The sequence below is a fragment of the Arthrobacter sp. Bi83 genome, from assembly GCF_918698095.1.
Taxonomy (GTDB): domain Bacteria; phylum Actinomycetota; class Actinomycetes; order Actinomycetales; family Micrococcaceae; genus Arthrobacter.
In genome coordinates this window covers 58,512-74,012 of the sequence record NZ_CAKKLY010000024.1, presented here as the reverse complement: position 1 = coordinate 74,012, position 15,501 = coordinate 58,512, and the positions used below count along the sequence as shown (strand labels likewise).

The 15,501-nt window shown below is 65.2% G+C and carries 10 protein-coding genes and 2 tRNA genes; 4 read left to right on the top strand and 8 right to left on the bottom strand.

The annotated features are described in order from the left end of the window. The first annotated feature begins 192 nt into the window (after nucleotides 1–192). Complete coding sequence (locus LQ144_RS12920) at nucleotides 193–978, top strand: PspA/IM30 family protein (RefSeq protein WP_230119108.1); 786 nt, start codon at nucleotides 193–195, stop codon at nucleotides 976–978. Nucleotides 979–1,088: 110 nt separating this feature from the next. Continuing rightward, nucleotides 1,089–2,513 (top strand): deoxyribodipyrimidine photo-lyase, encoded by a 1,425-nt coding sequence (locus LQ144_RS12915; protein ID WP_230119107.1) that lies wholly within the window; start codon nucleotides 1,089–1,091, stop codon nucleotides 2,511–2,513. A 21-nt stretch (nucleotides 2,514–2,534) separates the two neighbouring features. On the opposite strand, the gene LQ144_RS12910 is transcribed toward LQ144_RS12915, so the two are convergent. The 5 genes from LQ144_RS12910 to LQ144_RS12890 form a co-directional block, all read right to left on the bottom strand. Continuing rightward, on the bottom strand, nucleotides 2,535–3,470 hold the full coding sequence (locus tag LQ144_RS12910) for a cytochrome b/b6 domain-containing protein (RefSeq protein WP_230119106.1): 936 nt from the start codon (nucleotides 3,468–3,470) through the stop codon (nucleotides 2,535–2,537). A gap of 165 nt (nucleotides 3,471–3,635) precedes the next feature. Then, nucleotides 3,636–3,712: transfer RNA gene (locus LQ144_RS12905), tRNA-Met, on the bottom strand. Between the two features lie 125 nt (nucleotides 3,713–3,837). Then, a tRNA-Met gene (locus LQ144_RS12900) sits at nucleotides 3,838–3,911 on the bottom strand. A 154-nt stretch (nucleotides 3,912–4,065) separates the two neighbouring features. After that, nucleotides 4,066–6,996, bottom strand: coding sequence for a UPF0182 family protein (locus LQ144_RS12895; protein WP_230119105.1), 2,931 nt, complete (start codon nucleotides 6,994–6,996; stop codon nucleotides 4,066–4,068). 238 nt (nucleotides 6,997–7,234) lie between these two features. Next, nucleotides 7,235–8,383 (bottom strand): S16 family serine protease, encoded by a 1,149-nt coding sequence (locus tag LQ144_RS12890; protein WP_230119104.1) that lies wholly within the window; start codon nucleotides 8,381–8,383, stop codon nucleotides 7,235–7,237. Between the two features lie 221 nt (nucleotides 8,384–8,604). On the opposite strand from LQ144_RS12890, the gene LQ144_RS12885 reads away from it, so the two are divergent. Then, a complete protein-coding gene (locus LQ144_RS12885; RefSeq protein WP_230119103.1) occupies nucleotides 8,605–10,077 on the top strand; it encodes a zinc-dependent metalloprotease in 1,473 nt (490 codons plus the stop codon). Between the two features lie 12 nt (nucleotides 10,078–10,089). On the opposite strand, the gene LQ144_RS12880 is transcribed toward LQ144_RS12885, so the two are convergent. From LQ144_RS12880 to nudC, 3 genes are all read right to left on the bottom strand, one after another. Further along, nucleotides 10,090–10,704: a M48 family metallopeptidase gene (locus LQ144_RS12880; protein ID WP_230119102.1), complete on the bottom strand. Its 615-nt coding sequence runs from the start codon at nucleotides 10,702–10,704 to the stop codon at nucleotides 10,090–10,092. After that, the gene (locus tag LQ144_RS12875) at nucleotides 10,704–12,836 is read right to left on the bottom strand and encodes an ATP-dependent DNA helicase UvrD2 (RefSeq protein ID WP_230119101.1); all 2,133 of its coding nucleotides are present in this window, start codon (nucleotides 12,834–12,836) and stop codon (nucleotides 10,704–10,706) included. Before LQ144_RS12875 ends, LQ144_RS12880 begins: the two co-directional genes overlap by 1 nt. Before the next feature lie 98 nt (nucleotides 12,837–12,934). After that, nucleotides 12,935–13,987, bottom strand: a complete 1,053-nt coding sequence (gene nudC, locus LQ144_RS12870) for an NAD(+) diphosphatase (protein ID WP_230119100.1) — start codon at nucleotides 13,985–13,987, stop codon at nucleotides 12,935–12,937. A gap of 152 nt (nucleotides 13,988–14,139) precedes the next feature. Here nudC and LQ144_RS12865 point away from each other — a divergent pair, with 152 nt between their 5' ends. Next, nucleotides 14,140–15,471 carry a macrolide 2'-phosphotransferase gene (locus tag LQ144_RS12865; protein ID WP_230119099.1) on the top strand — a complete coding sequence of 444 codons (1,332 nt, stop codon included), beginning with the start codon at nucleotides 14,140–14,142 and terminating at the stop codon, nucleotides 15,469–15,471. The last annotated feature ends 30 nt before the right edge of the window (nucleotides 15,472–15,501 follow it).

The following is a 15,501-nucleotide window of genomic DNA, read 5'->3' as shown; positions in this document are numbered from 1 at the left end:
GGGTGGGGACTCCGGCGGCGGCGACTTCGGCGGCGGGGACTTTGGCGGCGGCGACTTCGGCGGCGGTGATTCCGGCAGTTTCTAGCCGGCAAGACTAGCGCTGGCGCGACAATGCAGCCGGCGGGTAGAAGCGGTACATCAACTGTTCACTGGATTCAGTGGGAAACACTGAGCAGGACGAAAGGTAACACCATGAAGCAGTCCATTTTCGGCCGCATGGCGCAGCTGGCAAAAGCAAACATCAATTCGCTGCTGGACCAGGCCGAGGATCCGCAGAAGATGCTGGACCAGATGGTCCGCGATTACACCAACAACATCGCCGAGGCCGAAGCCGCGGTTGCCCAGACCATCGGAAACCTGCGCATGCTCCAGGACGACTACAACGAGGACATCAAAAACGCGCACGACTGGGGAAACAAGGCACTGGCCGCGTCTCGCAAAGCCGACGACTACCGCAGCGGCGGCAACGCGGCCGACGCCCAGAAATTCGACAACCTGGCAAAGGTCGCCCTGCAGCGCCAGATGTCCTCGGAAAACGAGGCCCGGGCCGCTGAGCCCAATATCGCATCACAGTCCGAGGTGGTGGACAGGCTCAAGACCGGTCTGGACCAGATGAAGGGGAAGCTGAACCAGCTCACCAGCAAGCGCAACGAGCTTGTGGCCCGTTCCAAGACCGCCGCCGCGCAGTCCCAGGTCCATGACGCGCTCAAGAGCATCGACTTCATGGATCCCACCAGTGAAGTCGGCCGGTTCGAAGAGAAGATCCGCCGTGAAGAAGCAAAGGTGCGTGGCCAGCAGGAACTCGCGGCCTCCAGCCTGGACGCCCAGTTCAACCAGCTCGAGGATCTCGGCGAGCAGACGGAGATTGACGCACGGCTGGCAGCGCTGAAGTCAGGCAACGCCAAGCCGGCAATCGGGGCGTCGGGATCGGCCGCTACCGGCTCGACCGTCGACGAGGCTGACTTCGACAAGCTGTAAAGATGCCGGCCCTGGGCGCATAACCCCGGGCGCTCTTATCGCCAGCCTGGCAAGGCCGGGGTCCGCTGGACCCCGGCCTTGTTCGTTTCCGCGGCGTGTAGCGTGGAGCCATGGCTTCAACGATTGTCTGGCTGCGCGATGACCTTCGTCTCGACGATAACCCTGCCCTCGCCGTGGCGGCATCGTCGCCGGAAAAGATGACCGTGGTCTACGTCCTGGACGAGGCCTCCCCCGGCATCCGCCCGCTCGGCGGTGCGGCCAGATGGTGGCTCCACCATTCATTGAGCGCCCTTTCGGCGGAGCTTGAGTCGAAAGGGTCGCGGCTGCTGCTCCGGCGCGGTGCCGCCGCACCGGCAATCCGGGAACTGGCCAACGAGACCGCGGCGGGCACCATCTTGTGGAACCGGCGCTACGGGCTTCCAGAGCGCACGCTGGACGCGGGCCTCAAGGAATGGGCCACCGGCGAGGGCATCGAGGCCACCAGCTTCCAGGCGAACCTCCTCTTCGAACCGTGGACTGTCCGGACGGGCTCGGGCGGACCGTACAAGGTGTTCACGCCGTTCTGGCGTTCCTGCCTGGCCGGCGCCGAGCCCCGGTTGCCAGTTGACGCCCCACAGCGCCTCCCGGAGCCGGCAGCCGGCCCGTCCGGTGCCCCGCCGGCCGGCGACAGCCTCGATTCCTGGGGGCTGCTCCCCCACCGGCCGGATTGGAGCGGCGGGCTCGCGGACACGTGGGCTCCCGGCGAACAGGGGGCCAGCCAACGGCTTGAGGATTTCCTGGACGGGCCCGTGGAGGAATACGGCACCGGCCGGGACGTTCCCGGCGTGGAAGGCACCAGCCGGCTCTCCCCGCATCTTCGCTTCGGCGAAATCAGCCCGTTCCGAATCTGGCATGCGCTCCGCGAACGATTCCCCCGGAACGCTCCTGCCGACGTCGGCATCTTTCGAAGCGAGCTTGGCTGGCGTGAATTCTGCTGGCAGCTCCTGTACGAAAACCCGGGGCTGGCCACCGAAAATTACCGTCGCGAGTTTGACCGTTTCCCCTGGCAGACGCCGTCGGACGCCGAACTCGAGGCGTGGCAACAAGGGCGCACGGGGTATCCGCTCGTGGATGCCGGGATGCGGCAGCTCTGGCAGACGGGATGGATGCACAATCGGGTGCGCATGGCAGCGGCATCGTTCCTGGTGAAGAATCTGCTGGCCGACTGGCGCCTGGGCGAGGCATGGTTCTGGGACACCCTTGTGGACGCCGACGCCGCGAGCAATCCCGCCAACTGGCAGTGGGTGGCCGGCTCCGGAGCGGACGCCTCGCCGTACTTCCGGATTTTCAATCCGGTGACGCAAAGCAAGAAATTCGACGCCGGGGGGCGGTACCTCCGGGGCTATATCCCGGAGCTCTCGGGCCTGGACGATAAAAGGATCCACGAACCGTGGAAGGACCCCGAAGCGGCGTCCGGCTATCCCGAGCCCCTCGTCGGGCTGCAGGAGTCCCGCGAACGTGCGCTGGACACCTACCAGCGGCTCAAAGCGCTGTGAGCCGCTGGGGCAGCCGCCGCTTCAGCGGCTGCTGACCTTGCCCATGAGGGAGGCGATGGGCCGCAGGAAGAGCGGTCGCGCCAGGAACCATGCTGCCACCATCACGGCGACTGAGGCTGCGAAGATGCCGAACCCGACCCAGCTGACGTCGTCGCTGCCGCCATACATGTGGTTGAGGTTCCGGAGCGCGCCGGTGGCCAGGACCAGGAACACGTGCACCACGATGAAGGCCACAAAGTAGATCATCACCGGGAAATGGATCGCACGGGCGACCTCAATCGGATACGCCTTGTTGAGGGCGGTGGCCTTTTTCGGCCAGGCGGATGACGTCCTCAACCCGGAAATGAAGGCCAAGGGTGCGGCGATGAAGACAGTCACGAAGTAGGTCAGGAGCTGCAGGGCGTTGTAGTTGACCCAGCCGTTCTCAGTGGGCCAGCTCAGTGATGCGTACTGCAACGCGGCCGAGAGCGCATTGGGGAACACATCCCAGCTGGTGGGCACGATCCGCATCCATTGCCCGGTGGCGAACAGCAAAACAGCGAATACGAGCCCGTTCAGGATCCACAGGGCATCAAGCGTGAGGTGGAACCAGAGTTCAAGGCTGATTTTGGTGGGGGCGTTCCTGGTTCGGATGATCCCCTTGTTGTTCCGTGTCCAGTAGCCGCTGGGGCGCGTCGTGGTCCGGACCTGCCACCCCGTCCGGATGATGAGCAGGAGGAAGAAGGCGTTCAGGAAATGCTGCCATGCCAGCCAGGCCGGAAAGCCCACCGGCGCTCCGGCGGGGAGTTCAGAGTGTCCGGGGTAGTCCGCCATGAAGGACCGGACGCCCGACAAGCCCGTGACCCACTTCGCGAGCAGCACCACCAGCACTATGGCCACCAGCGCCGCAGGCACTGCCCAGTAGAGCCGGGACCGCTTGCCTTTGGACGTGCCGGACTTGTTCTTGGTTGTGGACATCGAACTACATTCCTCTCGAGAATGACTGACCAGTGCGGGGCCGTGTGCCGGCCTGGATTTCCGGGCCCTGCGAAAGAGAATACTAGGAACCGCTGGCCCTTGGGCAAAACGAACGGGCAAAGCAAGAGGCCCCGACCGGCCAATCGCCGGTCAGGGCCTCTCTTCTGGTTGCGGGGACAGGATTTGAACCTGTGACCTCTGGGTTATGAGCCCAGCGAGCTACCGAACTGCTCCACCCCGCGTCGCTTGATCAACACTACCCTACTTTTGGTGCCGCACTTTCCACCCCGCTCGTCGGGTGCAAACGAAACCTGTGGAGACAGCAAAAGGCCCGGACTACCTTGCGGTGATCCGGGCCTTTCCTCAGTTGCGGGGACAGGATTTGAACCTGTGACCTCTGGGTTATGAGCCCAGCGAGCTACCGAACTGCTCCACCCCGCGTCGCAAGAACAACTCTACCGTTCGGTGAACGGGAGGCCAAATCGAGGCGACGTGATCTGCGTCTCGGCGCGGCCTCATTGGTGGCAGCACAGCAAAAGGGCCGGCCCCGGCCTCCTTGCGGAAGCACGGGACCGGCCCTGTCACTGTCAGTGCGTCAGCTGCTCGGCGTAGGCGTCGGCGTGGCCGAGGGGGTGGTCGGCGTGCCGGCCGTTCCGGTGGCGCCGATCTTCGCCTCGGCGTCGAGCGCCTTCTTCAAGGCGGCCGCCAGCTTCTTCTGCTGTTCGCCGTAGGCTGCGAAGTCCCCCTTGGCCAAGGCGTCCTGGCCGGCCTTGATGGCTGCGTTCGCCTCGTCCAGGGCAGCCTTCAGTGCAGCCTTGGCATCCGTTCCGCCTGCCGGAGGAGGCGTGGTGCCGCCCGGCGGCGCGGGCGTCTGCCCGTTGTTGTCCTTGTCTCCGGCCGTCGCTCCGGAATTGCCGCCGAACAACTGGTTCAGGGCGGCATCCAAGGTGGGCGCGAAGCCGATCTTGTCGCCAAAGGCCACCAGCACCCGCTGCAGCGTCGGGTAGGAAGTCTCACCCGTGGACTTGAGATACACGGGCTGGATGTACAGCATGCCGCCGCCCGCAGGCAGCGTCAGCAGGTTGCCGTTCAGCACGTCAGAGGCACCCTGCCGCAGCAGGTTTAGTGCCTGCGACACCGTGGGATCAGAGTTGAACTTGTTCTGTGCCTGGCCCGGGCCCGGAACCTGGGCCTCCGGCGGAACCTGCAGGAGCCTCAGCTCACCGTAGGAACCAGCCTTGACACCCTTCTTGTTCCCCGCGTCCGAATCCGCGGCGAGGAAGCCGTAGAGGACGTTGCGGGCATTCCCGTCCACCACCTGCGGAATGTAGCCCGACGTCAACTGGAAGGCCGGTTTCTTCTGGTCGGGCATCTGCAGGGACATGTAGAACGGCGGCTGCTTGACCGCATCCGAAACCGTAGGATCGTTCGGAACGCTCCAGGCGTCGTCGTTCTTGTAGAAGCTGACCGGGTCCGTCACGTGATAGCGCCCCAGCAGCTCCCGCTGGACCTTGAACAAGTCCTCCGGGTAGCGCACGTGGCTCATGACCTGCGCCGACATCTCCGAGTAGGGCTTAAGGGACGTCGGGAAGACCTTCTGCCAGGCCTTGAGAAGGGGGTCCTGGTCGTCCCAGGCGTACAGGGTGACCGAACCGTCATACGCATCCACGGTGGCCTTGACCGAGTTGCGGATGTAATTCACGGAGCTGTTGGGCAGAGCCACGTTGCGGCCGGTCGTCGTCTGCGAATCCGTGGTGGCGTCCGAGAGCTGCTCCTGCTGCGAGTACGGGTAATACTGGCTGGTGGTGTAGCCGTCAACAATCCACTTGACCCGGCCGTCAACGACGGCGGGATAGGCGTTGCCGTCCACGGTCAGGTAAGGCGCCACCTTCTGTACCCGTTCGCGGGGATTGCGTTCGTAAAGGATCTGCGACGCATCGTTCACGCCGTCCGACAGCAGCAGATCTGAGGACTGGAACTTGATCGAGTAGAGCACGCGGTTGAGGAAGCTGCCGACGTTCGGGCCGCCGCTGCCGGTGAACGTGTACTGGGTCTCGCCGCCGTCCTTGGAGGCAGGACGGTCCTGCTCGCGGTGCGCCGCGCCCTGCGGCGCTCCGACAATTGAATACTCCGGCGAATCCTCGCCAAAGTAGATCCGCGGCTCGTAAGTCTTGTCAGTACCGAGCACGCCGGTCGAGGGGATGCCGGACTGCAGGAACTCCGGTTTGCCGTCAGCCGTGAATTTGTTGCCTTTCGCGGCAACCACGCCGTAACCGTGGGTGTACACCACGTGCCTGTTCAGCCAGGACTGCTGATCGGCGCTGAGCCCATCCGGGTTGAGTTCGCGAACAGCAATGACGGTGTCCTGCATCTTCCCGTTGACCTCGTACCGGTCCACGTTCAACGCTTTGGGGAACTGGTAGTACGGGCGGAACTGCTCAAGCTGGGAGAAGGCGTCGGATATCAGGTTCGGGTCCAGAAGCCGGATGTTAGCAGTGGTCTGCGCGTCCGGCGCCAACGCTCCTGCGGTGGTGGTTGTTGTGGCGTTGTAGCGTTCAACCTTGACCTGGTCGAGTCCATAGGCGGCACGCGTCATGCCGATATTGCGTTCGATGTATTTCTTTTCCAGGGTCTGCTCCGACGGCCGGACCTGGAACTGCTGGATGACCCAGGGGTAGACGCCGCCGGCGAGGATGGACGTGATCACCAGCATGGCCGTGCCGATGAGGGGCAGCCGCCACTTGCCGATGACTGCCGCAACAATGTACAGGATCGCTACCAGGATCGCGGCAACGGCCAGGATCGCCTTCGTTGGAATGACGGCACTGACGTCCGTATACAGCGCACCGGCCCACCTGCCGCCGCTGTTCTGCACCGCAGCGAAGCGGTCCAGCCAGAAGTTGATGCCGAGGAGGATCAGGAATGAGGCGCCCGTCACGGCGAGGTGGATCTGTGCAGCGCGGCTCGTGAAAATACCGCGTTCCAGAATCCGGATGCTGCCGTACAGGTAGTGCGTGAGGATGCCCGCGATGCCGGCAACGACGGCCACACTGATGAGGAACCCCACGACGAAGCCCAGGAACGGCAGCGTCATGAGGTAGAAGCCGATGTCGAGTCCGAACTCGGGGTCATTCTGGCCGAACGGTTCCTGGTTGAAGAACAGCAGGACTTTCTGCCATTGGCTGGAGGCCGCGCTGCCGGCGAAGAGCCCGAACAGCACCGGAAGGCCGATCATGACCACCCGGCGCACGGGTTCGAGCTGGGCCTGGTACCGGTTCAGGTTGTCCCTGATCTCGGAGTCGGGGGCGTACACAGGACGCGCGTGGTAGGCGATCCGGATGGCGTAGAACACGCCGGCGAACATGATGGCGAAGCCAGCCGCAAAGATGCTGATCCGCGCCAGGTTTTCCGTCAGGAACACTTCAAAGAACCCCAGCTGCTGGTACCAGAGGACGTCCGTCCAGACATTGGCGAAGAAGATGAATCCGACGACAACCAGTGCTACGACAATGAGCGTCGGCGTCAAGGCACCGCGCCTTGGCTGGAGTCTTCCGGGCGGGGTGGGGCTGGCAGGACGGGACAAACTCTGTACCTCATAGCTTTGTCAGTTGCTGATGATATTTGAAGTTTTCATGGGACAACATGCATCGCGCACTGCGCGCTGGGCGCCATGCACGTGTCAGCTTGCGCGGCCCGCCACACACCCTGGCGACGGCTGTCATTAGTGCCACGAGTGGCGCCGGGCCTTAGTTCCTCCATTTAGTCTAGTTGTTTGCGCAGGTGGGAAGGCCCGATGTGTCCGCGCCTCTTGCCGTCAACTCCACCGCCCGCTTCGCCTCGTCCAGGTTCTCGACCTTGACCACCTGCAGACCGTCCGGAATGTGCCCTGTGACCTCGGCGCAGTTTGCGGCCGGGGCGAGGAACATGGTGGCGCCGTCGGCCCGGGCGCCGTGCATCTTGACAGCGATTCCTCCAATGGGACCCACTGCGCCGTCCGGGCTGATGGTGCCGGTGCCGGCAATGTGTTTCCCGCCCGTGAGATCACCGGGAGTCACGGTGTCGATGATCCCCAGCGCAAACATCATGCCGGCGCTTGGTCCACCGACCTTGTCCAGTGAAATCTTTACGTCGAACGGGAACATGAAGCGGTATTTGAGCAGCACGCCGAGGATGAACCTGCCGGAATCGCTTCGGGTGGGGGTTATTGTTTCCGAGACGGGCTTTCCCGAGCGGTCCACGACGACAGTGGCCGGCCGGCCCTTTCCGGCAGCCAGTTCCTCCTGGACGACAACCAGCGATGTAATGGGTTTGCCGTTGATCGAGGTAAAGACATCCCCGGATTTCAGTTTTCCCTGGGAGGCGGAACCCTCTGAAAGCTCGGCGACCTCAAGTTTCTGCCCGAAGGGTATGTTGAGTTCCTTCAGTGCCGAAGCCACCGCGTTTTCCTGCGACGTGGTCATGGCCACGGCGCTCTCCTGCTGTGACTGCTCCTTCGTCACGCCCGTCGGAAATATCAGTTCCTGCGGATAAACGGCCTTTGAACCATCGAGCCACGCAGAGAACGCCTCAAAAACACTGACCGGCCCGTTGGGACCGCCGTCGACATAGACGGTGGTGAGATTGAGGTTTCCCTTCGCCGGATAGGTCTCCCGCCCGGTGACGCTGATGACAGGCTTACCGTTGTCCTTGCCCAGCGTGTTAAACGTGGGTCCGGGCGACTCCACTACGTACGGGACCGGCAGGACGGCGGCCGTAACGCCGAGGCCGAGGGCGAGAAGCCCCGACAGCATCATGGCGGACACCCGGGGATCGCGCGCCCTGGAATGGCGGGAGCCGCGGGCGCCCGCCGGTTCGCCACCGGCAGCGGGAGCAGCGGACTCCTCTGAGGGCTGATCGCCCTTGGTTATCGTCACTGAAGAACCTCTCCGCACCGCCGTCGTCCAACGCGGCACTGTGGCTGCACCAAGCGAACGGCCGGGTGCAGCCTGCAAACATTCCGACTCCTAACACTACGCGTCCGGGCGCGGCGAAAGCTCTTTGCCTACAGCGAACGGACGCCCTTTCGGCAGACAGCCGCTCTCGCACAGGGGTAGCGTGAAGTTGATCAATAGTCACACCGACGATCGGCGGGATCATGACCTCCAACCCACTCAATCCGTCCAACGGCGACGAAAATCCTAAGGATCCGCTGGCGGAAATGCTGCAGAACCTCATGGGCGGCAAGGGCATGGGCGACATCGACCCCGCCGAACTGGCAAAGGCTGCGGGGCTTCCCGATGACCCCAATCTCCTGGCGCAGATGTTTTCGCAGGTTCAGGCCATGATGAGCGCGCCCTCAGAGGGCCCGGTCAACTGGAAACTCGCCCACGACAACGCACGGCGGGTGGCCGCCGGCAGCTCCGATCCGTCCGTCTCCTCGTCACAGTCCCGCGAGGTGGACGAAGCGTTGCGGCTGGCTGAGCTGTGGCTGGACCAGGTCACTGACCTGCCGGCCACGGGCCTCATCGGCCGGGCGTGGTCCCGGGCCGAATGGGTCGAGGAAACGCTGGGAACGTGGAAGCGTCTTACCGAACCAGTGGCCAACAGCATCGCCAACGCCCTGTCCACCGCCATGACGGAGCAGATGCCGGAGGAAATGAAGTCCATGATGGGCGGCGCCTCCTCCATGCTGCAGAACATGGGCGGCGCCATTTTCGGCATGCAGCTGGGCCAGGCCATCGGCGCGCTCTCCGCGGACGTGGTCAGTTCCACTGACATCGGCGTGCCGCTGGCCGATCTGGAAATGGCACTTCTCCCGAGCAATGTTGCGAAGTTCGGCGAGGGGCTCAGCCTGCCGGAAAACGACATCCGGCTGTTCCTCGCCGTCCGCGAAGCCGCCCACGCACGGCTGTTCGTCCAGGTCCCCTGGCTGCGGGGGCACCTGCTGGGCGCCATCGAGGCGTACGCCCGCGGAATCCACATCGACACCTCCCGGATTGAAGAACTGGCCCGCGACCTCGACCCCAGCAACCCGGAAGGAATCCAGGAGGCCCTGTCCCAGGGCGTCTTCATGCCACAGCGGACGCCCGCGCAGGAGCAGGCACTGCAGAAACTGGAAACCGCCTTGGCGCTCGTTGAGGGCTGGGTTGACGAACTCACCTCGGCGGCAACGGAAAAAGTCCTCCCGTCCGCCGCGGCACTCCGCGAGACGGTGCGGCGTCGGCGCGCAACGGGCGGTCCTGCCGAACACGCCTTCGCCTCGCTCGTGGGTCTCGAGTTGCGTCCGCGCCGTCTCCGTGAGGCGGCAACGCTGTGGGCCTCACTCAAGCAGGAACGCGGGATCGAGGGCCGTGACGCCATCTGGAAGCATCCCGATTTGCTCCCCACCGCCGAGGATCTGGACGACCCCAAGGGCTTCAGTGAACGCCGCCAGCTGGCCGAAGCCAGCGACAGCGAAGTGGATGACGCCCTGATGAAACTCCTGAACGGCGGTTTCGACACTCCTGAGGCCGGGACCGAGGAAGACGGCGGTCCGGCCGGAGACAGCGGCACGGCCGAAGACGCCGCAAAGAAGGACGATGGCAGCAAGAAGGACGACGGTTCCGAGGGAACGGACACCCGCGGCTAGGACACGCCGCAGCTAAGGGCCGACGGCGGCGGGGAACCCCGCCGTGTCGGCCTGCCCCTGCGGGTCAGGCCCGTCAGCTGGCAGGCCGCGCGAAGTGGCAAACGAAACGCCTTCCAGGAACGCCTTGGCCCGCGCTGTTTCGGGGTACGCCTCCAGCAGCTTCCAGAACGCGGCGTTGTGCCCTGCAACCAGCAGGTGTGCCAGCTCGTGGAGCAGCACGTAGTCGATCACCCACTGCGGCATGGGGCGGAGCTTGTCCGAAAGCCGGATGGACCCGTCAGCGGGCGTGGCCGAACCCCAACGCGAGTTCTGGTTGCTGACCCAGCGGACCGACGTCGGAACGGCCCTGCCGCCAAGATAGCGTGCCGAAAGCTCCGCAGCATGGCTGGCAAGGGCAGAGTCGGTCGCGGGGCGCCGCCCGCCTTTGGACTGCCGGTCCCCCTGGACTTTCAGCTTGTCCAGCATCCGCCGGACCCACTCGGCTTCCTGTGCCCGGCTGAAATGCGCGGGGATGGCGACGACGGCTGTACCGTTCTCCCAAAACGCGGCCACGGTGCGGCGCCGGCGGGCGGATCGGCGCACGACGACGGGTGAGCCATCGTGCGTCGTCAGCTGCGTCCCCGCCATCAGAGGACGCTGCTTTCCACCAGGACCGCCAACACAGCTTCGCCGTACCGTTCGAGTTTTGAGGGGCCGATTCCGGCCAAGAGCGCCAGCTCCTCAAGGGACGAAGGCCGCGCCTCAGCGATGGCGGTGAGCGTCGCGTCGGTAAAGACGACGAACGCCGGCACGTCCGCGGACAGGGCAACTTCCTTCCGCCATTCCCGGAGGGCGTTGAAGGTCTGTTCCTCGTAACTTGGCGGACACTGGTCGCAGCGGCCCACCTTCCGTTCCGCGCCGCTGGACAGCATGCTGCCGCAGACGCGGCAGGAAGCCGGAACAGCAGCCTTGCGGCGCGGCGCCGGACCTTTGCCCCGTGCGGAGGAGCTCATCACGGAATCCGGCCGGAGTCCGTCCAGGAAGCGGGATGGCTTGCGGTTGGCCCGGCCTCCGGGCGTGCGGGCGGTGGACCACGACAGCGCCAGATGCTCCCTCGCACGCGTGATGCCCACGTACAGCAGCCGGCGTTCCTCGTCCACCGCCTCCGGTGTATCGGCGAAGGAAATGGGCATGAGGCCTTCACTGAGCCCGACGAGGAACACGGCGTCCCACTCGAGGCCCTTCGCAGCGTGCAGCGAAGCCAGTGTGACGCCCTGAACGGTGGGTGCGTGCTGGGCAAGCGACCGTTCCTGCAGCTCGTTCACGAAATCCGAGAGGGTAAACTGCGGCCCGCGGCTCAGCACCAGCTCATCCGCCAGCGCCACGAGGGCGGCCAGTGACTCCCAGCGTTCGCGCAGCGCGCCACCGCTGTGCGGGGCGGAATCCGTGTAGCCAAGCGAGGCCACGATGTCCCGGACCAGCTGCCCGAGCGGCTGCGGAGCCGACTCCGCCGCCGCGCGAGTTGCCGCCCGAAGCTGCAGAATGGCGTCACGGACTTCCTTGCGCGCGAAGAAACGCTCACCGCCGCGCAGCTGATAGCCGATACCGGCCGAGGCCAGGGCCTGTTCGTAAGCCTCGGACTGCCCGTTGGTGCGGAACAGGACCGCGATCTCACTCGCCGGGACGCCTGCGTCCATCAGTCCACGGATCTTGAGCGCCGCGGTGGCGGCCTCGGCTTCATCGTCCGAGCACTCCGTGAACTCCGGCACCGGGCCTGCGGAGCGCTGGGCGACCAGCTTCAGCGGCGATGCCCAGGCGGCGTCGGCCACCGGACCCCCGCTGCGTCTTGCGGCAAGCAGGTCATTGGCCAGCTTGACCACCTGGGGCGTGGAACGGTAATCGCGGATCAGCTTCACCACGTTGGCGTTCGGGTACATGGCCTTAAACCCAAGCAGGTGCTTGGGCGAGGCCCCGGTGAAGGAGTAGATGGTCTGGCTCGCATCACCCACCACGCAGAGTTCATCGCGGCCACCCAGCCACAGTTCCAGGAGCCGCTGCTGCAGCGGCGAAACGTCCTGGTACTCGTCCACCACGAAATGCCGGTACTGTTCGCGGACAGTGGCCGCCACCTTCGGGTCCTCCTGCAGGATGCCCACGGTGATCAGCAGGACGTCCTCGAAGTCGATCACGTTCCGGTCTGTTTTGACGTCCTCATAGGACTGGAACACCCGGGCCACGGCCGTGAGGTCGAAGCCGCCGGGGTTTCCCCGGTCCTGTGCGTTCTCAAGATAGTTGGCCGGGGTGAGCATGGAGACCTTCGCCCACTCGATCTCGGAGGCCAGGTCCCGGATGGAGGCGCGGTCCGTGCTCAGCCGGAGCCGGCGGGCGGCCTCGGCGATCATCTGCGCCTTGTGGTCAAGCAGGTTCGGCAGCGTTCCGCCCACGGCCTGCGGCCAGAAGAACTGGAGCTGGCGCAGCGCCGCTGCATGGAAGGTCCGGGCCTGGACATTGCCCACTCCCAGGTCGCGCAGCCTGCTGCGCATTTCCGCCGCAGCCCGGGCGGTAAAGGTCACGGCCAGCAGCCGCTGCGGACTGTAGACCCCGGAGTGCACGCCGTACGCAATCCGGTGCGTGATGGCGCGCGTCTTCCCGGTGCCCGCTCCTGCGAGGACGCACAGCGGCCCGGCGAGGGTGCTCGCGACCTCACGTTGCTCGGCGTCGAGGCCGCCAAGGCTGCGGTCCTCAAGGGAGGCATTGCCGTCAGGAATTTCTGTAGTCACTTCTGCTGCTCAGTCGAAAGGATGGATGGTGTGCTCGCTCCGGTCATATGCGCCGGCGCGAAAGGCAGGCGATATGCCTTTGCCGCGTTCCCGCAGCGTCATTCGTCCGCGGGCCGGTCCTGGATAACGCCGCCATACCAGTGTTCAATGAGGGACCTGGCGATGGACAATCTGCTGGAGATGACGATCTCGCCGCTGAGCACAGCCTCCTGGAGTTCCTCCCGGCTGAACCAGCGCGCCCGGGTGACCTCCACGCCGTCGGGCATTGCCTCGGTGTCATCCGTGGCAGCGGTGAACCCGAGCATCAGGGAGGCGGGGAAGGGCCAGGACTGCGAACCCAGATACTGGCACGCCTTGACCCGCACGCCCACTTCTTCGTGGATTTCGCGGTCCACGGCCTGCTCAAGGGACTCCCCCGGTTCTACAAAACCGGCCAGCGTGGAGTAGTTCTTGGCATCAAGGGGGCCGCCGCCGCCCAGGAGCAGGCGGCCGTCCGGGCCCACCACTGTGACGATGATGGCGGGATCAGTACGGGGATAGTGTTCGGAGTTGTCAGCCGGGCATCGCCGTACCCAGCCGCCGGTCTCCACTGTTGTCGGCGTGCCACAGCGGGGGCAATGGGTATGGGAGGCATGCCAGTTGGCAATGGCGCTGGCCTCTACGAATAGGGCCGTATGGGTGGGGTCCAGCCGGGCAGCGACGTCACGGAAGCCTTCCCAGGTGGCATCCGAGGGGAGTCCGGCGGCTCCCGGCTCCATCTGCTCGGGCAGGATGAAAAGGAGGATCTCCGTCCCAGCCGGTAGACCGGGGGAACCGAGTGCAGCGCCCAGGTAGACAATGAGCGAGGGCCCGGACTCGGCGTTGTGGATCCTGTCCCGCAGCTGGCCGGCGTCTGCCAGGACCAGGGCATCGCCGTGGATCAAGGCCTGCCTGCCGGAGAGGACCATGGCCCTGGCGCGTCCTGCTGCCAGGAGTCCGTCCACGAAGTTTGGTTTCATCCGCTCCGCGGAGCCGCGGTTCACCAAGGCGGGACGCACGGGAAGAACGGTATCGAAGAGATGGTTTGCCGGTACCTCACCCGCTGGCAGGTGATTTTCGGGCGCTCGGCCCGCCGGCTTAATGACCGGCGCAGCGGCCTCCGCATGACTCATGTATCCACCGTACTGACTCGGGGTGACAATTCACATTTCACCGGGTTGCCGCCGGTTCTCCGCGGGCGGCGCAACGGTGTTATTTCGGCTGGATCTCAAGACTCGCCGCGACACATCGTTGTCTTGGACGCGAGTCAATCTACCGTGGAAGCGTGAGAAGAGAACCGATCGAATTGGCAGCTGTGGCAACCGCTGCAGTCCCCGGACTGAGCCCGACTGCAGTGAGTTCCGCCCCGGACGATCCGGCGGACTTCGACTCGGCCCTTCTCCTTGATTCCGAGGGCAAGCGCTGGCGGGTCAGATCGCCGCGGCATGCAGAGGCCAGCACACGGCTGGAGACGGAGTTCCTGGTGCTGCGCGCCTTCGCGCCGGCCATCCGGGCGGAGCTCCCGTTCCTTATGCCAACGGTGGCCGGAACCGTCCGGCAGCAGAATCTGACCACCTTTGTCTATTCCCACCTAAGTGGCTCGACTCGCACTGTTGAAGAACTGACCGCCGGCTCCCGGAGGCTGGCGAAGGAGATCGGCACGGCTCTGGCCGCCATCCACGACCTTCCCCGCGCCTTGGTGAACAACGCGGATCTGCCCAGCTATACACCCAACGAATTCAGGCAGCGCCGGCTCAACGAACTCGACATGGCGGCCACCACGGGCAAGATCCCGCCATTGCTGCTCCGCCGCTGGGAACACGCCATGGAGGACGTCTCGCTCTGGCGCTTCAATCCCTGCGTGGTCCACGGCGACCTTCACGAAGATAATCTGCTGGTCGAAGAGGACAGGGTGACGGCCGTCACCGGCTGGACCGATCTGCGGATCGGCGATCCTGCAGACGACCTGGCATGGCTGGTGGCCTCCAACGAGCAGGATTTTGTCGATGCTGTGGTGCGCCACTACTCCGAACACCGACGTGACGCTCCGGACAACCACCTGCTGCGCCGGGCCGCGCTGTCCGCGGAATTCGCGCTGGCCCAGTATCTCGTCAAGGGGATCGCCGCCAACGACCCCGTGATGATCTCCGAAGCGGAAAGCATGCTCAGCACTCTGGCCGACGATATCGCCGAGTACGGCGGGCAGCCCATCAGTGTGGAGCCCCTGCCGCAGCCGGCAACACCGCCCGCGCCGGCAACTTCACCGGCGGACTCAGACGGGCCGACAGCGGGCCCGCCGAACCATGCGGCGGGGCCAGGACCGGTTTCGCCTGAACTGATTCCGGCGCCGGCGGCCACCGACGTCTCCGAGCAGATGCCCGCCGTGCATGTCACGCCTATCCCTGCTGATGCCGTGCATGTCACGCCTATCCCTGCTGAGGACGGCCCCGCGAGCACGGACGCCCCGGACACCCGGCCCAGCCCAGTCCCGCAGGACGGGCTGGGCGACCAGGACAGCGCAGACACTCAGGACGGCCCGTCGGGGCCACAGCCACCACTCACCGCTGATGACACGTCCACTACGGCCCTCACCATCGTCGAGGCCAAGGCCCCCTGAGCAAGCAGCCCAGCGCGGCCGGCTTCCGGG

Bases quoted from the DNA above. Each gene is read 5' to 3' on its own strand.
- LQ144_RS12920 (WP_230119108.1), top strand. From the start codon at position 193: ATGAAGCAGTCCATTTTCGGCCGCATGGCGCAGCTGGCAAAAGCAAAC.
- LQ144_RS12915 (WP_230119107.1), top strand. From the start codon at position 1,089: ATGGCTTCAACGATTGTCTGGCTGCGCGATGACCTTCGTCTCGACGAT.
- LQ144_RS12910 (WP_230119106.1), bottom strand. From the start codon at position 3,470: ATGTCCACAACCAAGAACAAGTCCGGCACGTCCAAAGGCAAGCGGTCC.
- LQ144_RS12885 (WP_230119103.1), top strand. From the start codon at position 8,605: ATGACCTCCAACCCACTCAATCCGTCCAACGGCGACGAAAATCCTAAG.
- LQ144_RS12880 (WP_230119102.1), bottom strand. From the start codon at position 10,704: ATGGCGGGGACGCAGCTGACGACGCACGATGGCTCACCCGTCGTCGTG.
- nudC (WP_230119100.1), bottom strand. From the start codon at position 13,987: ATGAGTCATGCGGAGGCCGCTGCGCCGGTCATTAAGCCGGCGGGCCGA.